At 63.0% G+C, this 24,206-nt stretch carries 18 protein-coding genes; 9 read left to right on the forward strand and 9 right to left on the reverse strand.

Annotation, left to right across the window (positions count from 1 at the left end):
• The first annotated feature begins 28 nt into the window (after nucleotides 1–28).
• Nucleotides 29–1,348 carry an OprD family porin gene (locus TRP66_RS02185; RefSeq protein ID WP_333399887.1) on the forward strand — a complete coding sequence of 440 codons (1,320 nt, stop codon included), beginning with the start codon at nucleotides 29–31 and terminating at the stop codon, nucleotides 1,346–1,348.
• A gap of 173 nt (nucleotides 1,349–1,521) precedes the next feature.
• Complete coding sequence (locus TRP66_RS02190) at nucleotides 1,522–3,525, forward strand: peptidase U32 family protein (RefSeq protein ID WP_333399678.1); 2,004 nt, start codon at nucleotides 1,522–1,524, stop codon at nucleotides 3,523–3,525.
• Between the two features lie 6 nt (nucleotides 3,526–3,531).
• Here TRP66_RS02190 and TRP66_RS02195 read toward each other — a convergent pair whose 3' ends face one another.
• On the reverse strand, nucleotides 3,532–4,026 hold the full coding sequence (locus tag TRP66_RS02195; RefSeq protein ID WP_333399679.1) for a GNAT family N-acetyltransferase: 495 nt from the start codon (nucleotides 4,024–4,026) through the stop codon (nucleotides 3,532–3,534).
• Nucleotides 4,027–4,390: 364 nt separating this feature from the next.
• Here TRP66_RS02195 and nirB point away from each other — a divergent pair, with 364 nt between their 5' ends.
• Nucleotides 4,391–6,952 (forward strand): nitrite reductase large subunit NirB, encoded by a 2,562-nt coding sequence (nirB, locus tag TRP66_RS02200; RefSeq protein ID WP_333399680.1) that lies wholly within the window; start codon nucleotides 4,391–4,393, stop codon nucleotides 6,950–6,952.
• Nucleotides 6,952–7,338 (forward strand): nitrite reductase small subunit NirD, encoded by a 387-nt coding sequence (nirD, locus tag TRP66_RS02205; protein ID WP_333399681.1) that lies wholly within the window; start codon nucleotides 6,952–6,954, stop codon nucleotides 7,336–7,338. The genes nirB and nirD overlap by 1 nt, the downstream gene beginning before the upstream one ends.
• On the opposite strand, the gene TRP66_RS02210 is transcribed toward nirD, so the two are convergent.
• Nucleotides 7,318–8,682, reverse strand: a complete 1,365-nt coding sequence (locus tag TRP66_RS02210; protein WP_333399682.1) for a HAMP domain-containing sensor histidine kinase — start codon at nucleotides 8,680–8,682, stop codon at nucleotides 7,318–7,320. The genes nirD and TRP66_RS02210 overlap by 21 nt on opposite strands.
• The gene (locus TRP66_RS02215) at nucleotides 8,683–9,375 is read right to left on the reverse strand and encodes a response regulator transcription factor (protein ID WP_333399683.1); all 693 of its coding nucleotides are present in this window, start codon (nucleotides 9,373–9,375) and stop codon (nucleotides 8,683–8,685) included. It abuts the gene before it with no gap.
• A gap of 405 nt (nucleotides 9,376–9,780) precedes the next feature.
• On the opposite strand from TRP66_RS02215, the gene TRP66_RS02220 reads away from it, so the two are divergent.
• Complete coding sequence (locus TRP66_RS02220; RefSeq protein ID WP_333399684.1) at nucleotides 9,781–11,103, forward strand: OprD family porin; 1,323 nt, start codon at nucleotides 9,781–9,783, stop codon at nucleotides 11,101–11,103.
• A 147-nt stretch (nucleotides 11,104–11,250) separates the two neighbouring features.
• Nucleotides 11,251–13,230 (forward strand): DNA topoisomerase III, encoded by a 1,980-nt coding sequence (locus TRP66_RS02225; protein ID WP_333399685.1) that lies wholly within the window; start codon nucleotides 11,251–11,253, stop codon nucleotides 13,228–13,230.
• 17 nt (nucleotides 13,231–13,247) lie between these two features.
• Here the strand turns inward: TRP66_RS02225 and TRP66_RS02230 are convergent, their stop codons facing one another.
• The 4 genes from TRP66_RS02230 to TRP66_RS02245 form a co-directional block, all read right to left on the reverse strand.
• Complete coding sequence (locus TRP66_RS02230) at nucleotides 13,248–14,267, reverse strand: TRAP transporter substrate-binding protein (RefSeq protein ID WP_333399686.1); 1,020 nt, start codon at nucleotides 14,265–14,267, stop codon at nucleotides 13,248–13,250.
• A 47-nt stretch (nucleotides 14,268–14,314) separates the two neighbouring features.
• Nucleotides 14,315–15,595 (reverse strand): TRAP transporter large permease subunit, encoded by a 1,281-nt coding sequence (locus TRP66_RS02235; RefSeq protein WP_333399687.1) that lies wholly within the window; start codon nucleotides 15,593–15,595, stop codon nucleotides 14,315–14,317.
• Entirely contained in the window at nucleotides 15,592–16,143 is a 552-nt protein-coding gene (locus TRP66_RS02240) for a TRAP transporter small permease (RefSeq protein WP_333399688.1), read from the reverse strand. Before TRP66_RS02240 ends, TRP66_RS02235 begins: the two co-directional genes overlap by 4 nt.
• A 333-nt stretch (nucleotides 16,144–16,476) precedes the next feature.
• Nucleotides 16,477–18,006: a sensor domain-containing diguanylate cyclase gene (locus TRP66_RS02245; RefSeq protein WP_333399689.1), complete on the reverse strand. Its 1,530-nt coding sequence runs from the start codon at nucleotides 18,004–18,006 to the stop codon at nucleotides 16,477–16,479.
• Nucleotides 18,007–18,165: 159 nt separating this feature from the next.
• Between TRP66_RS02245 and TRP66_RS02250 the strand changes: the two genes are divergently transcribed.
• Nucleotides 18,166–19,116, forward strand: a complete 951-nt coding sequence (locus TRP66_RS02250) for a DNA/RNA non-specific endonuclease (protein WP_333399690.1) — start codon at nucleotides 18,166–18,168, stop codon at nucleotides 19,114–19,116.
• Between the two features lie 10 nt (nucleotides 19,117–19,126).
• Here the strand turns inward: TRP66_RS02250 and TRP66_RS02255 are convergent, their stop codons facing one another.
• Both TRP66_RS02255 and TRP66_RS02260 read right to left on the reverse strand, forming a co-directional pair.
• A complete protein-coding gene (locus TRP66_RS02255) occupies nucleotides 19,127–20,401 on the reverse strand; it encodes a glucarate dehydratase family protein (RefSeq protein ID WP_333399691.1) in 1,275 nt (424 codons plus the stop codon).
• 18 nt (nucleotides 20,402–20,419) lie between these two features.
• Nucleotides 20,420–21,790 (reverse strand): MFS transporter, encoded by a 1,371-nt coding sequence (locus TRP66_RS02260; RefSeq protein WP_333399692.1) that lies wholly within the window; start codon nucleotides 21,788–21,790, stop codon nucleotides 20,420–20,422.
• A 188-nt stretch (nucleotides 21,791–21,978) separates the two neighbouring features.
• Here TRP66_RS02260 and TRP66_RS02265 point away from each other — a divergent pair, with 188 nt between their 5' ends.
• Both TRP66_RS02265 and TRP66_RS02270 read left to right on the forward strand, forming a co-directional pair.
• Entirely contained in the window at nucleotides 21,979–22,890 is a 912-nt protein-coding gene (locus TRP66_RS02265) for a LysR substrate-binding domain-containing protein (protein WP_333399693.1), read from the forward strand.
• An 89-nt stretch (nucleotides 22,891–22,979) separates the two neighbouring features.
• Entirely contained in the window at nucleotides 22,980–24,191 is a 1,212-nt protein-coding gene (locus TRP66_RS02270; RefSeq protein ID WP_333399694.1) for an HPP family protein, read from the forward strand.
• Nucleotides 24,192–24,206: the final 15 nt, after the last annotated feature.

The following is a 24,206-nucleotide window of genomic DNA, read 5'->3' on the forward strand; positions in this document are numbered from 1 at the left end:
CAAATATCGCCTTGAACACCTCGCCCCGCTGGTCTTGCTCGTCGCGCACCCGTCGCTGGCCAGCGCGGAATCGGCACAGTCCCAGGCCCAGGGCTTTATCGAGGACAGCCGCTGGAGCCTGCTCAATCGCACGGTCTATGATCGTCGCGACTATTTGAACGGCGGAAAAAACAGCGCCGCCCGCAACGCTTTCAAGCCGAGAGCCGCGCGCAGCGATCTGGCCGAGGAATGGGCGTACGGGCTGATGGGCAGCTTTCAGTCCGGTTTTACCCAGGGACTGATCGGCGTCGGGGTCGACGCCCACCTCTACCATGGACAGCAACTGGACAGCGGCGGCGGACGGGCGGGCAAGGCGCGCCTGCTCGCTCTGGATAACGACGGCCACCCTCAGGATGCCTACAACCGGGGCGGTGCGGCGCTGAAGTTGCGGGCCTCCTCCACCACACTCACTTGGGGCGAGCAACGGGTCAAGACGCCTGTATTCAGTTCGTCGGACAGTCGCCTGTTGCCGGAAACGGCCACTGGCGTATTCCTCGCCAGCCATGAATTCGAGCCGTTGAAGCTGGTCGCCGGACACTTCACCGCCAGCGCCGACCGTAACGCTTCCGGCCACAATGGCGACCTGGTGGTGAACTACTCCAACGGCGTCAAAGGCAACAGCGTCGATCTGGCCGGACTGACCTGGAGCGCCGGCCCTGATTTCAGCGCCAGTCTGTACAGTTCACGATACGAAGACACCTGGAACCAGCATTACCTGGGCGCGGTGTTCGGCCACGCGCTGGGAGACAACCAGTCACTGTCGCTGAATCTGAATCTGTATCGCACCACCGACCAGGGCAAGGCGCTGTCCAGGCAGATCGACAACACGACCTGGAGTCTGATGGGCAGTTACGCCTGGGGCGCTCACACCCTGAGCCTGGGCCATCAGCGGGTGCGGGGCGATACGCCTTTCGACTACGTCACCCGTGGCGCGATCTTCCTCGGCAACGCGGTACAGATGTCCGACTTCAACGCGCCGCAGGAGCGCTCGTGGCAGGCGCGCTACGATCTGTCGATGCAGCGCTTCGGGGTGCCGGGACTGCTGCTGAGCGCGGCCTACCTTCGTGGCAGCCATATCGACGGCAGCGGCGTCGATCCGAGCGGCGGCTACGCGTACCTGGGTTATAGCAAGGGCGGACGGCACTGGGAGCGGGACCTTGAAGCCAGGTACACCGTGCAGGGCGGGCCGGCCAAGGGCACGGCGTTTTCGTTGCGGCACAATGTCCATCGCGGCAATACGGCGCAGGCGGAGCTGGACGGGCAGCAAGTGCGGCTGGCGGTGGAGTATCCGTTGAATGGGGTTTTCTGAGTCGGGCTGACTGCGTCAGGCCTGCTTTGCAGGCCTTCGCCAGCAAGCTGGCTCCTACGTGGACCGTGGCTGACCATCGGTCTTCATCGGTAACTATCCGTCCAGCAAAGCGTGCGCCAGAGGGCATGTATCTCTACAATGCGCGCTTTGCCCGTTCCCGGATCCCGTTCGCCATGTCGTTACCCAAGCACCACCTTGAACTGCTCAGCCCCGCCCGTGATGTCAGCATCGCCCGCGAAGCCATCCTGCATGGTGCCGATGCAATTTATATCGGCGGGCCGAGCTTCGGTGCGCGGCATAACGCCTGCAACGAAGTCAGCGACATCGCCGAGCTGGTGAGCTTCGCGCATCGCTATCACGCGCGGGTCTTCACCACCATCAACACCATCCTGCACGACGATGAGCTGGAGCCGGCGCGCAAGCTGATCCACCAGCTCTACGACGCCGGTGTGGACGCGTTGATCGTGCAGGACCTTGGGGTCATGGAACTGGACATCCCGCCCATCGAGCTGCATGCCAGCACCCAGACCGACATCCGTACCCTGGGCCGGGCGAAGTTTCTCGACCAGGCCGGTTTCTCGCAACTGGTCCTGGCCCGCGAGCTGAACCTGCAGGAGATCCGCGAGATCGCCGACGCGACCGATGCCGCCATCGAATTCTTCATCCACGGCGCGCTGTGCGTGGCGTTTTCCGGGCAGTGCAACATTTCCCATGCGCAGAACGGTCGCAGCGCCAACCGTGGCGACTGCTCCCAGGCCTGCCGCCTGCCTTACACCCTCAAAGACGATCAGGGTCGGGTGGTCGCGTTCGAAAAGCACCTGCTGTCCATGAAGGACAACAACCAGAGCGCCAACCTGCGCGCACTGGTGGAAGCCGGCGTGCGTTCGTTCAAGATCGAAGGCCGCTACAAGGATGTGAGCTACGTGAAGAACATCACGGCTTACTACCGTCAGCGCCTCGACGAAATTCTGGAAGATCGTCCGGATCTGGCCCGTGCTTCCAGCGGCCGCACCGCGCATTTCTTCGTACCGGACCCGGAAAAGACCTTTCACCGCGGCAGCACCGACTATTTCGTCAGTGAACGCAAAATCGACATCGGCGCCTTCGATACTCCGACGTTCACCGGCCTGCCGGTGGGCAGCGTCGAGAAGCTGGGCAAGCGCGATCTGATTGCCGTGACCCACGAGCCGTTGTCCAACGGCGACGGCCTCAACGTGCTGATCAAGCGTGAAGTCGTCGGCTTCCGGGCCAACGTCGCCGAACTCAAGGGCGAATTCGAAGAAGACGGCGAGAAGCGCTGGCGCTACAGGGTCGAGCCCAACGAGATGCCGGCCGCGCTGTCGCGCCTGCGCCCCAACCATCCGCTGAACCGTAACCTGGATCACAATTGGCAGCAGGCGCTGTTGCGCACGTCCGCCGAACGCCGCATCGGTATCCAGTGGCATGCCGTGCTGCGCGAAGACCGCCTGAGCCTGACCGCGACCAGCGAGGAAGGCGTGAGCGTTGCCGTGCAGCTGGAAGGTCCGTTCGGTGCCGCCAACAAGCCCGAGCAGGCGTTGGATCAGTTGCGCGACCTGCTGACTCAGCTGGGGACCACCATTTATCACGCCCACGATGTGAAGCTGGATGCGCCGCAGGCGTTCTTCATCCCCAATTCACAGCTCAAGGCCCTGCGCCGTGATGCCGTGGAAGCGCTGACCGAGGCTCGTATCGCCGCGCACCCGCGGGGCGGCCGCAAGGCTGAAACCACACCGCCGCCGGTCTATCCCGAGTCGCACCTGTCGTTTCTGGCCAACGTCTATAACCAGAAAGCGCGGGACTTCTACCATCGCCATGGCGTGCAGTTGATCGACGCGGCCTACGAGGCGCACCAGGAGACCGGCGAAGTGCCGGTCATGATCACCAAGCACTGCCTGCGTTTCTCGTTCAACCTGTGCCCCAAGCAGGCCAAGGGCGTGACCGGCGTGCGGACCAAAGTGGCGCCAATGCAGCTTATCCAGGGTGATGAAGTGCTGACCCTCAAGTTCGACTGCAAGCCTTGCGAAATGCATGTGGTCGGCAAGATGAAGGGCCACATTCTGGACCTGCCGCTGCCGGGCAGCGCGTCGGCGCCGGTGGTCGGGCATATCACGCCGCAGGACTTGCTCAAGACCGCCCGCCAGCGCACCCCGCGCTGACTCCTGTCAGCAGAGCACGCACTGCATGTGCGTGGTCTGCCAGACCGGGTCGGATTCGACGTCGACGATCCCGAACCCCTGTTTCTGCCAGAAGCCGATCGCGCCTGGCAGGAACGGGTGCGTATGCAGATAGAGCGCCTCGACCCTGTCTTCCAGCGCCTGCCGCCTGAGCGCGTCATACAACTGCCCCGCCAATCCTGCGCCCCGGTGATCGTGAGCGACGAACAGCCGCACGATTTCAACCGTGCGCCTGCCCCGATAATCCAGCTGTGGGAAGCGATGGTCGTACGGCAGATAGCCGATGGCCGCGACGATCCGCTCGCCCTCCTTGGCAATCAGAAACCGACCGCCCTGCCCTGACAGGTAAACCTGTTCGAACCGGGCCAGATCGCTCGGCACGGCGCGCGGGTCGAGCATGGGAAAGATTTCGGCGCGGGCGCGCATGACGAAATCGAGGGTCTGAGGGATGTCGGTAGACGTGACTTCAGAGATGGAGATCATGGAAAACGGCCTGGTTGATCGTAGGCACGCGGCTATAGGATGCCGCCTATTGGCTCCTGCAGCGTGCACGGCATTAAAGCGTAATCGGTGCATACGCACCAATCCAAGGCAAGACAGCGCCGCGTGCCCGAACCTGCCAACGCTCGTCGATCGGCCTGCGACCCCCGGCACACAAGCCCTGCAGCCAGATGATCGCAAGCTGGCACAGGCTCTGCATTACTCAGGCAAAGGCCGCACCGGGCAACGACGCTCGATTTGCAGCCACCCTATATAAGAGAACAGGCAAAGGCGCCTGGAACCGAAAGGTTCCGGGCGCCTTTTTTTTGCTCCACGAAAACCTGATGGGCCTCGGCCGGGACTTGCTATGAACACCACAGTCTTCCCCCACAACGAACTGCAAACCCTGATCGTCGTCGGCAATGGCATGGTCGGTCACCATTGTGTCGAGCAACTGATCGCCGGCGGAGCGTTGCAGCGCTACCGCATTCACGTCTTTGGTGAAGAGGCGCAACGCGCCTATGACCGCGTGCATCTGTCCGAATACTTTACCGGACGCGATGCCGAGTCCCTGGCGATGAGCGAGATGTCGCTCTACGAGCAGCCTGGGCTGAGCCTGCATCTGGGCGTGCCCGTTCTGGAAATCGATCGCGGCCGGCGGGAAATCATCACCGCTCAGGGCTGCTTCGCCTACGACAAGCTGGTGCTGGCGACCGGTTCTTATCCCTTCGTGCCGCCCATCGAAGGCGCCGAGGGCAATTCGCGGCTGGTGTATCGCACTCTCGAAGACCTGGATGACATTCGCCGCGCGGCCACCCGCGCGCGGCGTGGCGTGGTGGTCGGCGGCGGGCTGCTGGGACTGGAAGCGGCCAACGCCCTCAAATCGCTGGGACTGGAAGCGCACGTCGTGGAATTCGCCCCGCGCCTGATGCCGGTCCAGCTCGACGAGCCGGGCGGCGCGGCCCTCAAGGCCCGTATCGAAGCGCTGGGTGTGGGCGTGCATTTGTCTCGCGCCACCCAATCGATCAGCGATGGGCGCGAATACCGCTATCGCATGAACTTCGCCAACGACGAGTTCCTGGAAACCGACCTGATCGTGTTTTCCGCCGGCATTCGTCCCCAGGATGCGTTGGCGCGCCAGAGTGAACTGGAACTCGGCCCACGCGGCGGCATCGCCATCGACGAACATTGCCGCACCAGCGACCCCGATATCTATGCCATCGGCGAGTGCGCAGCCTGGAACGGCAGCGTGTTCGGGCTGGTCGCTCCCGGTTACCAGATGGCGCGCGGCGTCGCCGCCCAGCTGTGCGGGCAAGATGCGCAACCCTTCTTCGGCGCCGACATGTCCACCAAGCTCAAGCTGCTGGGCGTCGACGTCGGCTCCATCGGCGATGCCCATGGCGCGTTGGCCGGCGCGGTCAGCTATCGCTACATCGACGAAGCCACCTCCAGCTATCGCCGCCTGGTGGTATCGGCGGACGGCAAGCGCGTGCTGGGCGCGGTGCTGGTCGGCGACAACAGCTATTACGACACCCTGCTGCAATATGCCCAGAACGGCATTGCGCTGCCGGCCGATCCGGCAAGCCTGATCCTGCCCCACAGTGAAGGCGCACCGACTCTGGGCGCCAGCGCCCTGCCCGCCACCGCGACCATCTGCTCCTGCCATAACGTCAGCAAGGGTTCGATCTGTTCGGCCATCGACGAAGGCTGCACCGACCTCGCCGGGATCAAGGCCTGCACCAAGGCAGCGACCGGCTGCGGCGGCTGTTCGGCGCTGCTCAAGCAGGTCTTCGAACATGAGCTGATCGCTCGCGGCGTGAGCGTCGACAAAAGCCTGTGCGAGCACTTCCCGTTCACCCGGCAAGAGCTGTATTCGCTGGTGCGGGTCGAGGGCATCGAAACCTTCGAAGCGCTGCTGACCCGTCATGGCAAGGGCGCTCACGGTTGCGCCATCTGCAAGCCCGCGGTGGGTTCGATCCTGGCTTCATGCTGGAACCGGCCGATCACCGATCCGCTGTTGGTCCCGTTGCAGGACACCAACGATACCTTCATGGCCAACATGCAGAAGAACGGCACCTACTCGGTGGTGCCGAGAATTCCGGGTGGTGAAATTACGCCCGATGGCCTGATCGCCATCGGCGCGGTCGCCAAGAAGTACGACTTGTACACCAAGATCACCGGCGGCCAGCGCATCGACCTGTTCGGCGCCCAGTTGCACGAACTGCCGGACATCTGGGCTGAACTGATCGACGCCGGGTTCGAGACCGGCCATGCCTACGGCAAGTCGACCCGCACCGTGAAATCCTGCGTCGGCAGTACCTGGTGCCGCTTCGGCGTGCAGGACAGCGTCGCCATGGCGCTGCGCATCGAAGACCGTTACAAAGGCCTGCGCGCGCCGCACAAGCTCAAGTTCGCGGTGTCCGGCTGCACCCGCGAGTGTGCCGAGGCGCAGAGCAAGGATGTCGGCGTGATCGCCACCGAGAACGGCTGGAACCTGTATGTATCCGGCAACGGCGGCATGCGCCCGCGCCACGCTGAGCTGTTCGCGACCGATCTGGACGACGAAACCCTGATCCGCTACATCGACCGCTTCTTGATGCTCTACATCCGCACCGCCGACAAGCTGCAACGCACCTCGGTGTGGCGTGAATCCCTGGAAGGCGGTCTGGATTATCTGAAGGCGGTGATCATCGACGACAGCCTGGGGCTGGCCGGCGAGCTTGAAGCGCAGATGCAGCTGGTCGTCGATCGCTACGAATGCGAATGGGCGAACGCCCTCAAGGACCCGGAAAAGCTCAAGCGCTTCCGGACTTTCGTCAACGACAAGCGCAGCGACCCGGATGTGCATTTCGTCAAGGAACGCGCCCAGCGCCGCCCAGCCCGCGCCGAAGAGCTGTCGCTCATTCCATTGTTCAAGGAGGTGGTCTGATGAGCCTGTCCAACACTGCACTGGCACAAACCTATGAGTGCGACGTATCGCGGGTGCAATGGCAGCCGCTGTGTGAGCGCCGTGACCTGGTCGCCAATTCGGGCGTGGTCGCCTGGTTCGAAGGGCGGCAGATTGCGCTGTTCTGGCTGCCCGACAATGTTGACGGGCAGCGGCTGTTCGCGGTCGACAACCGCGATCCCAAGTCCGGCGTCAACGTGATCGGGCGCGGCCTGATCTGCGAGGTCGCCGGCGAGCTGGTCATCGCTTCGCCTTTGTACAAGCAGCATTTCCGGTTGCGCGACGGCTCCTGCCTGGAATACCCGGAACAACGCCTGGATGTCTGGCAGGTCAGGCTCGATGGAGACCTAGTGCAGATCGAAGCCTGAGGTATTGGACGCCTGGAGCGTAGCGCGCAGGCCGGGCTGCGCGTCTTCGAGCAGAAACTGGTAGCCGTGGGCCTTGGCGACCGCCGCGACGATCGCCAGCCCCAGCCCGGCTCCGCGACTTTGAACTTCACGTTCGCCCCGGGTGAAACGGCTGCGCACGGCTTCACGCTGATCGTCCGGGATACCCGGCCCGTTGTCTTCGATTTCGATTCGGGTAGCCCTGCCGGCGCGTTTTAGCCGCATCCTGATTTGCCCGCCCGCAGGCGTGTACTTCAAGGCGTTATCCAGCAGATTCATCAAGGCCTCGGCGAGCATTTCCCGGTCGGCGATCAGAGGCGGCACCCGTTCGATTTCCAGCCGCAGCTCGATACCGGCCTCCTCGGCGACGGCCTCGTAATCTTCGAACAGTTGCTTGAGCAGCAGATGGGGCGCCAGCGGAGCCATCCCGGCGCGACGCGCGGTGCTGCGGATTTGCGCGATACGCTGCAAGGCCCGAAAACGGCCGAGCAGGACGTCAGTGGAATCCAGGGATTTCTCCAGCCGCGCCTTGAGCTGGTCGTCCTGCGCCCTGTCCCAATCGGTCAGCGTGCGGTGCAACTGAGCGCGAAGTTTGTTCAGCGGCGTGCGCAGGTCATGGGCGACGTTGTCCTCCACGCTCTTGACCTCTTCGAGTAACTGACCGACCTGGGCCACCATGCGGTTGACCAGCGAGCAGAGTACATCGAGTTCGTCGCCTTTTTCGGCCACCGGCAGACGCTGCGAAAAATCGCCCTCGGCGATACGCCGGCTCACGTCCTGAACTTCGCGCACCCGTCGCAATGGCCCGCTGCCCAGCAACACGCCCATCAGCAGGCCCCCTGCCAGAATCAGGCCGGCGCTCCACAGCAACGAATAGAAAAGGATTTCGCCCAGGTGCGCCAGGGTCCTGGCGCTGTAGCCCACAGCCAGCACTTCGCCACTGGGCAACCGCTGCGCGACCAGCTTGTTGCCATGCCGAAAACCTTGCGTCTGCCAGTCATGGGGATGGCCGTCGACCGGCAGCGTTTCAGGCAGGCGGGACAAGCGCCCTTTGAGCGAGTCGCCGCGAGGGCTGAAGAGGCCGTAAGTGATGACCCGCCGCAGATCTCCTTGTTGCAGACGTTCGATCTCGTCGGGAAGCTGCCCGGCTTGCAGGTACATCAGCTGGCGCATCTCGCCCAGCACCATGTCTTCGGCCTGGCGCGACATGTACTCGGCGGTCTGCCAGTAGATCAGGCCGACCAGCATGAGAATGCCAAGCAGCAAGGCGGCGGCGTAGCCCAGGGTCAGGCGAAAGGCCGTGGTACGGGACAGACGCGCTCGCATTCAGACGTTCGCGGCGGCGACCGCCAGCACGAACCCCGAGCCGCGAAGCGCATCGATCGAGCAACGGCTGCCGACCTTCTCCAGCTTGCGTCGCAGCCGCGTCAGATGCACGTCGATCAGCTTGGTGCCGGGGTCGAAGTGGTAACCCCATACCGATTCGAAGATCAGCGCCCGGGTCACCACCGCGCCGGCATTGCGCATCAAGAATTCCAGCAAGCGGAATTCGGTGGTCGACAGGCCGACCGGAGCGCCGCCAGCGCTCATTTCACGATTGAGCAGATCAAGCGTCAGGTCGGCCACCCGCAGCAAGGTTTCCCGCTCGGGAGCGTTGGCGTGGCGCCTGAGCAGCACTTCGACGCGGGTCGCCATTTCCTCGGATACGAAGGGTTTGACCAGGTAATCGTCGCCCCCGGCGCGCAATCCGTGAATACGGTCATCGACATCGGTGAGTGCGCTGATCATCAGCACCGGCGTACGCACGCCGCAGGCGCGCAGCGTCTTGATGACCTCAAGACCGTCCAGGCCCGGCAGCATCCGGTCCAGGGTAATGGCGGCATAGTCATCGTGAAGCGCTTTGTGCAGCCCGGATGCGCCATCGCTCGCGCATTCTACCGTGAAGCCCACACGGGTCAGTTCGGAGGCGATTTCCTGGGCCGTGTCGTAATCGTCTTCGATGCACAAAACCTTTCGCATCGGGCTCTCCCTGTTCAACAGCGCGCCATAGTAGCAAGGCGGCCCTATCCATGAACGACAGACGAAAAAAAACCGCCACGAAGTGGCGGCAATAACAAGAGCAATTGAAACGATGAGAGCTTCAATTGAGCGAAAGGCTAGCAACTTGCCACCTTCGATTAAAAGTTAAATAAATGTAACCGACCGCTCTGGCCCGCGGGTCTTCCTGGTCAAAAAGGACATGTTATAAGTAGCCCGGCGCGAAAAACGACCCGCCTTGCGGGCACTTATAACGACCTCATCGCGCCCTCGATAATTATTAGATGGGCTCTTGCCAGCCCTGCCGTAAAACGCCTCTCCGTCGCAGTGCTTCATGCCGCTGGCCAGGACGGATTCCGGGCGATATCAAACCAGGGGATCAACCAGATGAATGCAAAACAGTGGAGCGCCCTCGCACTTGCGATTTCGGCCGGTGCCAGTCAACCGGCTTTCGCCGAGCCTGTGGAAGACCAGGCCCAGGCTACGGGTTTCGTCGAAGGCAGCAGCCTGACCGGCCTGTTGCGTAACCAGTACTTCAACCGCAACCGCGAGAACGGCAACGCCGACAACCGCGACTGGACCCAGGGCTTCATGCTCAACTACAGCTCCGGTTTCACCCAGGGCACGGTCGGCTTTGGCGTCGATGCCTATGGCCAGTACGGCCTGAAGCTCGACGGTCAGGAGCAGTACACCGGCACCGGCAACCTGCCGATCGGTCGCAATGGCGAGCCGGAAGACGATTACGGTTCTGCGGGCGCAAGCGTCAAGCTGCGCGTTTCCAAAACCCTGTTGCGCTACGGCAACCTGCAACCGACCGCGCCGGTCTTCGGTGTCGGCGGCAGCCGTCTGCTCCCGCAGACAGCCACTGGTTTCAACCTCAACAGCAGCGAAATCGACGGGCTGGAGCTGGAAGCTGGCCGCTACACCAGCACCAACAGCGGCCTGACCTCCAACCACGATCATGAGATCTACGCCACCTACGCCGGGGTGACCTCCAGCAGTGCGACCTTCGCTGGCGCGGTGTATGACATCACACCGGCCTGGACCGCGACCTTCTACGGTTCGGAATTCAAGGACGTCTGGAACCAGTACTACTTCAACACCAACTATGTATGGACTCTTTCCGACGATCAGGCCCTGAACTTCGATTTCAACCTGTATCGCACCCTCGACGAGGGTCAGGCCAAGGCCGGCACCATCAATAACACCACCTGGTCGACCGCAGTCACCTACAGCTTCCTGGCCGCTCACTCGGTGACGCTGTCGTTCCAGAAAGTCGATGGCGACACACCTTTCGACTATGTTGGCACCGGCAATAACGGCGGCGGCGAAGGCGGCGATTCGATCTTCCTCAACAACTCCGTGCAGTGGTCGGACTTCAACGGTCCGGGCGAGGAATCCTGGGGCATCCGCTATGACCTGAACATGGCGCCCTACGGCGTACCGGGCCTGAGCTTCATGGCGCGCTACCTGAACGGCTCGAACATCGACGGCACCCACATGCCGGGCAACACCACCTACGGTGGCTACGGCGAAGACGGCAAGCATCACGAGACCGATATCGAAGCCAAGTATGTGGTTCAGGAAGGTCCCGCGAAGGACTTGTCGTTCCGCGTCCGTCAGGCTTTCCATACCGCCAACGCCGATCAGGGCGAAGGCGATCTGAGCGAATTCCGCCTGATCGTCGACTACCCGGTCAACTTCCTGTAAGTCCGGCGGGCGGCCGTGACCCGGCTGCCCGCTTCACGGGATCCTTCTCACAAGGTTTATCTGTATATCCATACAGATAAACCTTGCTCATACGCACTTCTGTGTTCATCCTTGCAGCCTCAACACCGGTAATAGAAGACGGTAGTCATGCGGCTGTTCCTTTGCGAAAAACCCTCCCAGGCCAAAGACATCGCCGCGGCGCTCGGCGCGACCCGGCGTGGCGACGGTTGCTGGATCGGGTCCGGCACCACAGTGACCTGGTGCATCGGCCATTTGCTGGAAACCGCGCCGCCGGATGCCTATGACGCCCGCTACAAGCGCTGGGTGCTGGAAGACCTGCCGATCGTTCCCGAGAAATGGAAGATGCTGGTCAAGCCCCGGACCGCCAGCCAGTTCAAGGCGGTCAAGCGTTTGCTCGGCGAGGCTCACGAACTGGTCATCGCGACGGATGCGGATCGCGAGGGCGAAATGATCGCCCGTGAACTGGTGGAGCACTGCCGCTATCGCGGTCCGATCCAGCGTCTGTGGCTGTCGGCGTTGGACGACGCCTCGATCCGCAAGGCGCTGGCCGCCCTGAAGCCCGGCGCCGATACCTTCAGCCTGTACCATTCCGCGCTCGGCCGGTCCCGCGCGGACTGGCTGATCGGCATGAACATGAGTCGCCTGTTCACCTTGCTGGGCCGTCAATCGGGCTACCAGGGCGTGCTGCCGGTGGGCCGGGTGCAGACCCCGACCCTGAGGCTGGTGGTCGACCGGGATCGGAGCATCGCCGATTTCGTACCGGTGCCTTTCTGGGCCATCGACGTAACCCTTACCCATGATGACCAGCCATTCGTGGCACAGTGGCGTGCGCCGGCCGATGCCTGCGACGAGCAGGATCGTTGCCTCAACCAGCCGCTGGCGCGGCGGGCAGCCGACGACATCAGCCAGGCGCGCAGCGCGCGGGTGATCAAGCTGCGCACCGAGCGCATCCGCGAAGTGGCGCCGCTGCCTTTCGACCTGGGTACCTTGCAGGAAATCTGTTCGAAGAAGCTGGGCCTGGGCGCGCAGGAAACCCTGGACATCGCGCAAGCTCTCTACGAAACCCACAAGGTCATCACCTACCCGCGCAGCGACTGCGGCTATCTGCCGTCGAGTCAGCATGGCGAAGCGGCAAGCATCATCGCGGCACTGGGCAAGGCCGACCCGGCACTCGCCGGGCTGCTCCCGCACCTGGACCCGCGACGTCGCTCGCGGGCCTGGAACGACGCCAAAGTCAGCGCCCACCACGGCATCATTCCGACCGCCGCCGCGCGTGGCATCGAACGTTTGAGCGGCAAGCCGCGCGCGGTCTACAGCCTGATCCGCGCCCGCTATCTGGCGCAATTCCTGCCCAACCACGAATACGACCGGACCCAGGCCGATTTCGACTGTGCTGGTCATGCGCTGCGGGCCGTGGGCAAGCAGATCGTCGAGCCTGGCTGGAAACGCGCCATGCCCGAAGCACTCGCCCCGGCCAAGGGCCGCGAAGCCCCGGCGCCGCAGCCGCTGCCGGTGTTGTTCCAGGGCTGTGATTGCGAGGTCTCCGACGTCCGGCTCAAGGATCTATGGACACAACCTCCCAAGCCTTACACCGAAGGCGACCTGATCAAAGCCATGAAGAACGTCGCCAGGCTGGTCGAGGATCCGCTGCTCAAGCAGAAGCTCAAGGACACCACCGGCATCGGCACGGAAGCGACCCGCGCCGGGATCATTCAAGGCCTGATCGATCGTGGTTATCTGGTCAAGCAAGGCAAAGCGCTGTCGGCCACGCCCCCGGCCTTCAGCCTGATCGATGCCGTGCCCCGCGCCATTGCCGATCCTGGCACCACCGCCATCTGGGAGCAGGCGCTGGACATGGTGCAGAGCGGCGAAATGAGCCTGGAGGAATTCGTTGCCAAGCAGGCGGCCTGGATGAGCAAACAGGTAAGCCGCTGCGTCGGCCTGCGTTTGACCATCAGCGGGCCGGCCAGCCCGGCGGGCGTAACCCCGCCGTGGAAGAAAAAGCGCAAGAGTTCGGGCAAGCGCTCGCCGGGCAAGACCAAGGCAGCCGCCGCACCAGCGGCCGGCAAGACCAGACGCACTGCCCGATCGACCACCGGAGGTTAAGCTCCGTCACCGGCGGATCAAGGCGCCGCGCGCACCTTGGCGATTTCGTCGTACATCAGCTTGACCAGACCCGCATCCAGCTGTTTCGAAAACTTGTCGATCACGGGCTGGACACGTTCGCGAAAACGATCTTTCTCTGCCGGTGAAATGTCGTTGACCTCGATGTGGGCCTGCAGGTTGGCGCGTGCCTTGTCCATGCTGGCTGCCGTCACTTCGCGCTGAAACACCTGGGCCTTGGCAGCCGCGTCGCGAATCAGTGCCTTTTCATCATCATTGAGGCGGCTCCAGGTTTTCTGACTGATGATCAGCGACTGCGGATTGAAGATATGGCCGGTGACTGACAGGTACTTCTGCACCTCGAAGAACTTGCTGCCTTCGATCACGGTGAACGGATTCTCCTGGCCGTCGATAGTGCGCTGCTCAAGTCCGGTATAGACCTCGGGGAAGGCCATCGGCACCGGGTTGGCCCCCAGGGCGGAAAACGTCTCCAGGTAGATCGGGGACTGGATGACCCGGATCTTCAGGCCCTGCATGTCTTCCAGACGCGTGATCGGATGCTTGCTGTTGGTCACGTTGCGAAAGCCCAGGTCCCAATAACCCAGGCCGACCAGCCCCTTGCCATCCAGCTGCGCAGCCAGTTTTTGCCCGACCGCGCCGTCCATTACCGCATGGGCTTCATTGACGTCATTGAACAGAAACGGGAAATCGAGCATGGCGAAATCCGCCGCCTGAGCCGCCAGAATGCCGGAGTTGAGTACCGTCATGTCCAGCGTGCCGCCTTGCAGCGCCGAGACGGTCTGCACATCGCCGCCAAGCGTGCCGCCGGGAAACAGCCGCACCTTGATCTTGCCCCCGCTGCTCTCGGCGAGCAGGTCGGCGAACTTCTGCGCGCCCTGCCCCTGCGGGTGATCCTTGACGTTCTGGAAGGCGAAACGCAGGGTCCGCTCACGGATCTCGGCCGCATGGCTGGCAAGGCTGGTGAGTAGCAGGCTGGTTGCGCAGACACCCGCCAGCAGGGTTTTCATCAGTTTTTGCATGTCACTCTCCGATCGTTGTTGTTATGGGTCGAGGAACGGGTCATCTATCAGCCGGTAAAGAACTTCAACGGTACCAATACCAGCTGCGGAAACAGCACCAGCACGAACAGCACGGCCAGTTGCGCGAGCATGAACGGCCATACGCCGCGGATGATTTCGTCCATGCCGATCTTCGACACGCCGCAGACCACGTTCAGCACGGTTCCCACCGGGGGCGTGATCAGCCCGATGGCCGTGTTGATCAGGAACAGCACACCGAAATACACCGGGTCGATGCCTGCCATGGTCACCGCCGGCATCAGTACCGGGGTCAGGATCAGGATGGTCGGCGTCATGTCCATCACCGTGCCGACCAGGATCACTACCAGCATGATCACCACCAGCAGCAGAGTCGGGCTGTCCATGAACGGCTCCAGCAGGGCCGCCAGTTGCGAGGGAAGCTCGGCGATGTTGACCAGCCAGGACGACACCATGGCCGCCGCCACCAGCAGCATCACCACCGAAGTGGTTTTGGCCGACGACAACACCAGCTCGTACAGTTGACTGACCTTCAGCTCGCGATAGATCACCAGCGATACGAACAGGGCATAGACCGCTGCCACCACCGCAGCTTCGGTCGGCGTGAAGATACCGAACTTCAGACCCAGGACGATGATCAGCGGCAGGCCCAGCGCCCAGCTACCTTCCATCAGGGCACGCAGCACTTCGGCCCGGCTGCGCTTGGGCGGCGTCTCGACCTGCTCGCGACGGGAGACGAACCACCAGGCCACCGCCAGGGCGGCACCCAGCATCAGGCCGGGGACGATGCCGGCCAAAAACAGCTTGGAGATCGACACGCCGGACGCCACGCCAAACACGATGAAGCCAATGCTCGGCGGGATGATCGGCGCGATGATACCGCCGGCGGCGATCAGCCCGGCCGAGCGTGCCCGGTCGTGACCGGCATGAATCATCATCGGGACCAGCAACGCGGCCAATGCGGCGGCGTCCGCCACTGCCGAGCCGGACAGCGAAGCCAGCAGGCACGAGGCGATGATCGCCACATAGCCCAGTCCGCCACGTTTGTGGCCGACCAGGGCCATGGCGATGCCGACGATGCGTCTGGACAGCCCCCCGGCGTTCATCACCTCGCCGGCCAGCATGAAGAACGGGACCGCCATCAACGGGAAGCTGTCCGCCCCGTTGAGCAGGTTCTGGGCGATGATCTGTGCGTCGAACAGATCCAGATGCAGCATCAGCGCCACGCTTACCAACAGTAACGCGAAGGCGATGGGAATGCCCATGGCCATGGCCCCGAGCAGGGAGCCGAGGAAGATGATCAAGGTCATGGGCGATCTCGTTGGGTATCGGAGCGCTGTTGGGGAGCAGACGACAACGCAGCGGTGCCGGCAGCCACTGGCTCATCCGGCGTGGATCGACCGCAAGCCAGCAGATAGAGTTCGTAAATGAGGGTTGCGGCGGCTCCCGCCCCGAATACCAGTCCTGCGCCGTAGAACAGCGCCATCGACAACCCGGAGGCAGGCGCAACGACATTCAGGTTGATCACCGCCTGCTGCCAGCTGCCGCTGAAGATCAACCAGCAGACATACAGCATCAGTCCATGCCCCGCCGCCAGGCACATTCGCCTTGCGGTCGCGGGCAGACGCTTCACCAGACTGTCCAGACCCAAATGGCCCCGCTCGCGCAATGCCACCAGCGCACCGAGAAAGACCATCCATACGAAAAACCAGCGCGACAACTCTTCCGAGACACTGATTCCGGAGTTGAACGCGTAACGCAGCACCACATTGCCGAACACCAGGACCACCATCGCCACCATGCACAGCACGATAAGCAGCTTGAGGAACCTGAAATACAGATCAACGATTCTTTTCATGATCGAAACCTCGCAGTAAGGGATAACCCGCAGGCGTCCGTGCGGCCACCGCAAGGCTGACAGCCGTGCAGCGTGGCGGGCCGTATGTGCGGCGGCAATCAGGTCAGGGTTGCGAGTGGCCAATGCACCCGGTGCGCAGTGCGCCGGGGGGTTGGTCGAGAGAATGCGAGAGCGAGCAGGGTGTGCCGCATGGGTGACCTCCATTGTTCTTATTGTTGTCCCGGCCATCTGCGCAGCCGGGCGTGAGGTCAAAATGTACCAAGTGGTTAAACAGGTCAAGACCGTAGATGCAAAGTGTGCGGTTATCGGCGATCTATCTGTCGACGCGTGCGACTACAGAAGGCAAAGGTCCGGATGGACCCGGTTTCTTCCGCCCTGCTTGGCCTGGTACAGCGCCTCATCGGCGGTTGCCAGCAGCCTGTCCGGCGCCATGCTGCTTTTGGGGGACAAGGTGTGTACGCCGATACTGACGGTCACAACGCCGGCCTCGTTTCCTTCATGGGGGATTTTCAAGGTACGGACGCTTTCGGAGATTCTCTGCGCGACCCGATGCGCGCCCAGCTCGTCGGCACCGGGGAGCAGCACGGTGAACTCTTCGCCGCCATAACGGGCTGCCACGTCGCCCGTGCGGCCGACGGAGCGCTTGATGACCTGCGCGACCGCGCGGATGCAGATGTCGCCTTCCGGATGGCCATAAAGGTCGTTGTAGCGCTTGAAATGATCGATATCGAGCATCAGCACGCTCAGCGGCACGTTCATCCGGCGCGCGCGGGTCATTTCGAGCGGCAGCATGGTATCCAGATGACGTCGGTTGGCGAGCCCGGTCAGGCCGTCTTCCATGGCCAGCTTTTCCAGCGCGACATGTGCCTGGCGCAGTTCTGTCTCGATGATCGCCCCGAACCGGATCTGCCGCAGCAATGCCACTCCAAACCCGGCGACCGCCAGAATCAGAACCCCGAACAAAGCTGCCGAACGATACAGTTCGTGCCACCAGGGCCGCAGGATATCGGCCCGTGCCAGCCCGGTCTGGACCACCAATGGATAACGGTTCAGCAACTGGTAGCTGTTGATGCGCTCCACCCCGTCAACGACGGATCGGATATGCGCGGTGCCTGAAGGTGCCTGAGGAAGATAGCGGGTGAAGATGGTGCCGTTGGCGAGACTGGTCCCCACCACGGCCTCGTCGAAAGGACGACGGGTCAGAATGGTGCCGTTGCTCAGGGCAATGACGAAAATGCCCTGCTTCTCCATGCGAAAGCCCGCGTAAAAGCGGTTGAAGTAGTCCAGACGCAGCGTGACCAGAAAGATGCCGCCGAAGCTGCCGTCAGGGTTGTTGATGCGCCTGGACAGCGGGATGACCAGATCCCCGGTTGAACGGCTACGAATCACCGGGCCGATGTGGGTGTCGCGGTCCCCGGGATTCTCCTGGTGATAATGAAAATATTCACGGTCGGCATTGTTGGCGTTGGGCGGCAGATTGTCTTTGTCGGTCACCAGCCAGTTGCCATCACGGTCGTAGACAAATACGCCGTGGATCTGACGCATGATGTTCGCCTGGACCTTGAACAGGCGGCGCATCTGGACCTTGTCCAGATCGGTCAGCCCTTGCCATTGCAGACGCTCCAGCATCCCGGCCGAAAAGGCGTCCAGCTCCTTGATCATGTCTTCGGCGTGCTGGGCGGCTGAGCGCGTAAGGTTGGCGGTATTGACCTCGCCCTCGTGCAGGTGTCGTTGGTAGCTGGCCCACACCTGCCAGACGCCCAGCGACACGATCAGGGCGATGACCAGCAACACAAAGACCAGTGCCAGACGTTGCAGCAGAGAATACGAGATGCCGTCGGGATGAGCCTTGGCTCCGGGCATGAATGAGCTTCCTTGTGCGACCTGTACCGTAAAGGCTGGATGACGGATGGGGTTACGCAGAACTGTAGCCACAGAGCGGCAAAGATGGAAGCGCGCGCAGGTTTGTCATACGGCTGTGCTGGACTGGAGCGTCCTTCATGTTGATGCCGGAGATACGCTGTGGCTTCCGATTTTCCGTCGATAGATCTCGCTCACCGCCCTCGCCTCGCCGACCTTGTGCCTTTGCAAGCGGACCAGGGCCTGACGGCTCCCCGGTTGCGCGAGCCCGCGGCTGCTCGTACCACGCCCGCCGAAGCGCTGGCCGGACGTGAGGGTTACGCGGAAGACTTTCTGGGTGAGTTCACGGTGCCCTGGCCCGCGCCGGGAGCAGAGCTGGCCCCGGACGTTTATCCGCTGGGCAACACCGGGAACCGTCTGGACTACCTGCATTTTTCCATCACCATGTCCCGCAGCCGGCGCATGGCGCTGTACGTGGGGGTCAATATCGACGGCGAACGCAGTATCGAGGTCAAACGCAGCCGGGACGCCTGGGCGTATGACGGCCGGTTGCCCGCCGATGCACAGCTCGGCGAAAGTCTGTACGCCGACAACCAACTCGATCGCGGCCATCTGGTGCGCCGGCAGGACCCCAACTGGGGGCCGCAGGCCGAGATTGCCAACAGCGATACGTTTCACTTCACCAACTGCTCGCCGCAAATGGGCGCGTTCAATCAGATGACCTGGCTGGAACTTGAGGATTACATCCTCGATAACACCCGCCGCTGGAAACAGCGGGTGACGGTATTCAGCGGTCCGATCTTGCAGGCGGAAGATACCCGCTATCGGGGCGTGCAGATCCCTTCTGCATTCTGGAAAGTCGTGGCGTTCCTGGGGGACAACGGCAAGCCGTCAGCCAGTGCCTACCTCATCACCCAGAGTCGGGAATTGGGCCAGCTGGATTTCACCTTCGGGCGCCTACGTACTTATCAGTGCAGCGTTGCGCACATCGAGACGCTGACCGGCATCGAGTTCGGCACCCTGGCGCAGTACGACGGTTTCTCCAATGAGGAGCGCCTGACCGGCACGCGCATTCAGGCGCAAATCCTGGATCCCCAGGATATACGCCTGTAGCGCATTAGCTTCAGTAGCGCGGCTTGACCGCTTTCCAGTCGGGCTTGTACTTCTGCATCTGCCGGACGTCATCACGCTGGCGGATGCCGCAGGTCAGGAACTGATCGTTGAGTTTGCCTAGCTGATCGTAATCGAGTTCCAGGCCCAGCCCCGGCGCACGGGTGATTTTCACGCAACCGTCGACGATCGGCAGCTTGCCGCCCTTGATGACTTCCTCGTCCGGCTCCTGCCAGGGGTAATGGGTATCGCAGGCGTAATCCAGGTTCGGCACGGCCGCCGCGACATGGGCCATGGCCATCAGGCTGATGCCCAGGTGCGAGTTGGAGTGCATGGACACGCCGAGTCCGAAGGTGTCGCACATCTTCGCCAGCACTTGGGTATCGCGCAGTCCGCCCCAGTAATGGTGGTCCGCCAGGACGATCTGCACGCTGTCGAGGGCCACGCTGCGGCGGAACTCGTCGAAGTCGGTCACGACCATATTGGTCGCCAGTGGCAGCCCGGTGCGCTTGTGCAGTTCGGACATGCCGTCAAGGCCGGGCGTCGGGTCCTCGTAGTATTGCAGGTCATCGCCCAGCAACTCTGCCATGCGGATGGCGGTTTCCAGGGACCAGTTGCCGTTCGGATCGATGCGCAGCGGCAGCCCCGGAAAGGCTTTCTTCAACGCCTTGATGCAGCGAACTTCATGTTCGGGTTCCAGCGCGCCAGCCTTGAGCTTGATGCTCTTGAAACCGTAGGCTTCGATCATGCGCCGGGCCTGGGCGACGATCTGTTCCTCGCTCAGCGCCTCGCCCCAACTGTCCGGCGCATAAGGCGAATCGGCATGTTGCGCGTACTTGAAAAACAGGTACGCGCTGAACGGAACCTGATCGCGGACCGCGCCGCCGAGCAGGTCCACCAGCGGCAGATTCATCGAACGCGCCTGCAAATCCAGAAATGCGACTTCGAAAGCCGAATAGGCATTGCTCACCGCCTTGCTGGCATGGGAGCCCGGCGCCAGCTCTGCGCCGGCGACGCTCGCCGGCTTGTTGGCGGCGACCGTGGCCTGCACGATGCGGCGCAACCGGTTGAGGTCGAACGGGTCCAGGCCGATCAGTTGACTCTGCAATTGCTGCTGGATCGCCAGTGCCGGGGCATCTCCGTAGCTTTCGCCCAGACCGATGTAGCCGTTGTCGCTTTCGATCTCGATGATCGAACGCAGCGCGTAGGGTTCATGGATGCCGCTGGCATTGAGCAGCGGCGGATCGCGGAAGGCGATGGGGGTGACGGTCACTCTGGTGATTTTCAAGGCAGTTCTCCCGGTCGATCAGGGCTTGAGGCTCGAAGGCGTGTTCAGCGAAGCGCTGTGCAGCGCATCGGATTCGGTCTTGGATAACGGGCGTCCGGCGGCAGGTGTGGTGCGGGCGAAGAAGATCACCACGGCGGCCAGCAGCGAGGTCAGGGCCAGGCCGTACAGCCCACCCTGGATCGAGCCGGTGGTCTGCTCCAGGATGCCGAAGGCGGTGGGCGCAACGAAGCCACCCAGGTTGCCCACCGAGTTGATCAGGGCAATCACGGCGGCGGCGATGCGCGCATCCAGATATCCCTGCGGAATCGGCCAGAACAGCGCGGAGGCCGCCTTGAAACCGATGGCGGCGAAACAGATGGCGACGAAGGCGAAGATCGGGCCGCCCGTGGTGGACATGAACATGCCTGCCGCAGCGATCACCAGCGTGGTCGCTACCCAGGCCTGCTGGTGCTTGAAGCGAGCGGCCAGCGCGGCGAATCCGTACATCGCGACGATGGAGATGATCCATGGCACCGAGTTGAACAGGCCGACTTCGAAATCACTCAGGCTGCCCATCTTGCGAATCATGCTCGGCAGCCAGAAGGTTGCACCGTAGATGGTCAAGGCGATGGAGAAATAGATAAAGCAGAACAGCACGATCTGCCGATCCGCCAGCAGGCGCAGAATGGATGGTTTCTCGGTGCGGGCCGCTTCCCGGGCTTTCTGTTCATCCGCAATGGCGTTGATCAGCGCGGTCTTTTCCTCTTCGCTCAGCCATTTGGCCTCGCGTGGATGGGATTGCAGCCAGAACCAGACGAAACCGCACAGCGCGACCGACGCAAAGCCTTCGATCAGGAACATCCATTGCCAGCCATGCAGGTTGAAGCCGCTGATGCCCAGCAGCCCGCCGGACAACGGCCCGGAAATGACCGAGGCGATGGCCGAGCCGCTCAGGAAGATCGCCATGGCCTTGCCCCGTTCGGTGGAAGGCAGCCACTGCGTGAAGTAATAGATGATGCCGGGGAAGAAGCCCGCTTCGGCGGCGCCCAGGATGAAGCGCAGCACGTAGAAGCTGGTTTCGCCGCGTACGAAGGCCATGGCCATGGCCGCCGCGCCCCAGGTGAACATGATCCGGGTCAGCCAGGCGCGGGCGCCGTAACGCTGCAACAGCATGTTGGACGGCACTTCGAACAGCGCGTAGCCCACGAAGAACAGCCCGGCACCCAGGCCATAGGCAGCGGCGCCGATACCCAGATCGGTTTCCAGATGGCTGCGCACGAAGCCGATGTTGACCCGGTCGATGTAGTTGACGATGAACATCACCACGAACAGCGGCAGGATGTGACGTTTGACCTTGGCGGCCGCGCGGGCGAGCACAGCGGGATCGGTCGATCCAGAGATGTGATTCATGAGGCGTTTCCCGTTCATTGTTTTTTTGGGGATGAACCGAGCGTGATCAGAAACGGGCGCGCCGGGAAGCTTGCTCAAGCAGGACGACCCTGCGCATCGGGTTTCCGCACGACTTGGGACGATCATGGACGCACTGATTGTTCCCGTCTAATCTAGATTGGCATTTGATTGATACCTGGAATAGATCAATGTTCGAACTGGCTCAACTGCGCTGCTTCACCACGGTGGCAACCGAACTCAACTTCCGCCGCGCGGCGGAAAAGCTGAACATGACCCAGCCGCCATTGAGCCGGCAGATTCAGCTGCTGGAGCACAGCCTGGGCGTCGAGCTGTTCACGCGCAGCACCCGCAGCGTCGCGTTGACCGCGGCCGGACGGGCCTTCTTCATCGAAGCGCAGACGCTCCTGGAAAGGGCGCAGCACGCCGCCCTGGCCGCGCGGCGCTTTGCTGAAGGCGATATCGGCTCGGTGACCATCAGTTTCGTCGGCAGCGCGGTCTATGAGTTTCTGCCACGGGTGATCGCCGAGGCGCGTCTCAACCAGCCTCACGTGAAGATTTCCCTGACCGAGATGAACACCTACCAGCAGCACGAAGCCCTGAGAGCCCGGCGCATTGACCTGGGTATCGTGCGGGCGCCGTTGCTGCAGCCGGGCTACGAAACCGAATGCCTGGTGCGCGAGCCGTTCGTGCTCGCCGTCCCCGCCGCGCATCCCCTGGCCAGCGCGGCCCAGATCAGAGTGCCGGACCTCGACGGCGTGCCTTTCCTGATGTATTCGCATTCGGCCTACCCGCCGTTCAACGAACTGCTGACCGGCATGTTCCGCTCGGCGCAAGTGGCCCCCGAATACGTGCAATGGCTGGGTTCTTCGCTGACCATCCTCGCGCTGGTCAACGCGGGTATGGGCCTGGCCCTGGTGCCACGCTGCGCGACCAATGTGGTTTTCAAGGATGTGGTTTTTCGCGAGATTGAACTGGGCTCCGGCGTGCAGAGCGAACTGCACCTGGTATGGCGCAGCGATAACGACAACCCCGCCTGCAGGATGCTGCTCGAAGCGATCCGCGCGGCGGTCCGGGCCGACGGCGCCCCGGCCACGAGTTAGCGGAGCGCGCGCATCCGCGTTACCATTCCGGCCCTGTTTCGCAGTTGGCCGCTGCCTGCTGCTTTCATCGCCTTGAAGAATGTTTGCCGATGTCGTCCGAACAACCCTCCCCCGCCCCTCAAACTCCCTGGCGCGACCGTCTGGTGTCGACCGCGCGAGCCTTCTGGCCCGCGCCGCTGAACATCGACGGCCGCGAGAAACTGCGCGCCAGTAGCGGCGCCGCCCTCGGCATCCTGCTGGTCGCGCTGTGCGCGGCCTTCTGGCTCAACGGCCTGATCGCCCACGAACATGGCGTGCTCGGCATGGCGCTGGTCGCGCCGCTGGGCGCCAGCGCGGTGCTGGTCTTTGCCCTGCCTTCCAGCCCGCTGGCCCAGCCGTGGTCGGTGGTGGGCGGCAACACCCTGTCGGCACTGGTCGGCATCGCCTGCTATCGCTGGATCCCGGACGCCACCCTGGCGGCGGGGCTGGCGGTGGGACTGGCCATCGCGCTGATGCTGGCGATGCGCTGTCTGCATCCGCCCGGCGGCGCCTCGGCCCTGCTGATGGTGCTGGTCGGCTGCGAACATTTCGACTACGCCGTCAGCCCGGTGCTGTTCGACTCGCTGTTGCTGGTCGCCGCGGGCCTGGTCTTCAACAACCTTACCGGGCGCCGCTGGCCGCATACCAACCGCCCGCCCAAGGCCGAGCCGGCCACCCGCGTACAACGCAGCGATCTGGATGCCGTGCTGGCGCGCTACAACGAGATCCTGGACATCAGCCGCGACGATCTGGAATCGCTCCTCGAACAGACCGCGGCTATCAGCTTCGAACGTAACGTCGGCCATTTGCGTTGCAGCGAAGTCATGACCCGCGAGCCGGTCACCGCCAGACCTGAAACCCCGTTGCGCGACGCCTGGGCGCTGATGCGCAAGCACAGGATCAAGGCGCTGCCGGTGATCGATCGCAGCCAATACTTGCTGGGGATCGTGACGGTCGCGGACTTCATGAAGCAGATCGATCTGGACGTGCACGACGGCATTGGCTGGCGATTGCGCTCGCTGGTCCGCCCGCGCCGGGAACAGCAGGCGCGCCAGGTCGGACAGATCATGACGCGCACAGTGCGAGTGTCGAGCAGCGACCGCCTGCTGATCGATCTGGTGCCGGTGTTTTCCGAGAACGGTCACCGGCATATTCCGATCATCGACGAGCGCCAGCGTCTGGTAGGCATCATCACCCAGTCGGATCTGGTCGCCGCGCTTTACCAGGCCGTTCGCGGCAACAGCTTCACCAAGGCCGCGCCGCTCACCCCCGCGAACGGCTGAAAGGCGCGACCCGCG

The organism is Pseudomonas sp. JDS28PS106, assembly GCF_036706555.1.
GTDB lineage: Bacteria > Pseudomonadota > Gammaproteobacteria > Pseudomonadales > Pseudomonadaceae > Aquipseudomonas.

What these genes read in the sequence shown, in the direction of transcription:
- TRP66_RS02190 (WP_333399678.1), top strand. Translation starts at nt 1,522, where the DNA reads ATGTCGTTACCCAAGCACCACCTTGAACTGCTCAGCCCCGCCCGTGAT.
- TRP66_RS02195 (WP_333399679.1), bottom strand. Translation starts at nt 4,026, where the DNA reads ATGATCTCCATCTCTGAAGTCACGTCTACCGACATCCCTCAGACCCTC.
- nirB (WP_333399680.1), top strand. Translation starts at nt 4,391, where the DNA reads ATGAACACCACAGTCTTCCCCCACAACGAACTGCAAACCCTGATCGTC.
- nirD (WP_333399681.1), top strand. Translation starts at nt 6,952, where the DNA reads ATGAGCCTGTCCAACACTGCACTGGCACAAACCTATGAGTGCGACGTA.
- TRP66_RS02210 (WP_333399682.1), bottom strand. Translation starts at nt 8,682, where the DNA reads ATGCGAGCGCGTCTGTCCCGTACCACGGCCTTTCGCCTGACCCTGGGC.
- TRP66_RS02215 (WP_333399683.1), bottom strand. Translation starts at nt 9,375, where the DNA reads ATGCGAAAGGTTTTGTGCATCGAAGACGATTACGACACGGCCCAGGAA.
- TRP66_RS02220 (WP_333399684.1), top strand. Translation starts at nt 9,781, where the DNA reads ATGAATGCAAAACAGTGGAGCGCCCTCGCACTTGCGATTTCGGCCGGT.
- TRP66_RS02225 (WP_333399685.1), top strand. Translation starts at nt 11,251, where the DNA reads ATGCGGCTGTTCCTTTGCGAAAAACCCTCCCAGGCCAAAGACATCGCC.
- TRP66_RS02230 (WP_333399686.1), bottom strand. Translation starts at nt 14,267, where the DNA reads ATGCAAAAACTGATGAAAACCCTGCTGGCGGGTGTCTGCGCAACCAGC.
- TRP66_RS02235 (WP_333399687.1), bottom strand. Translation starts at nt 15,595, where the DNA reads ATGACCTTGATCATCTTCCTCGGCTCCCTGCTCGGGGCCATGGCCATG.
- TRP66_RS02240 (WP_333399688.1), bottom strand. Translation starts at nt 16,143, where the DNA reads ATGAAAAGAATCGTTGATCTGTATTTCAGGTTCCTCAAGCTGCTTATC.
- TRP66_RS02245 (WP_333399689.1), bottom strand. Translation starts at nt 18,006, where the DNA reads ATGCCCGGAGCCAAGGCTCATCCCGACGGCATCTCGTATTCTCTGCTG.
- TRP66_RS02260 (WP_333399692.1), bottom strand. Translation starts at nt 21,790, where the DNA reads ATGAATCACATCTCTGGATCGACCGATCCCGCTGTGCTCGCCCGCGCG.
- TRP66_RS02265 (WP_333399693.1), top strand. Translation starts at nt 21,979, where the DNA reads ATGTTCGAACTGGCTCAACTGCGCTGCTTCACCACGGTGGCAACCGAA.
- TRP66_RS02270 (WP_333399694.1), top strand. Translation starts at nt 22,980, where the DNA reads ATGTCGTCCGAACAACCCTCCCCCGCCCCTCAAACTCCCTGGCGCGAC.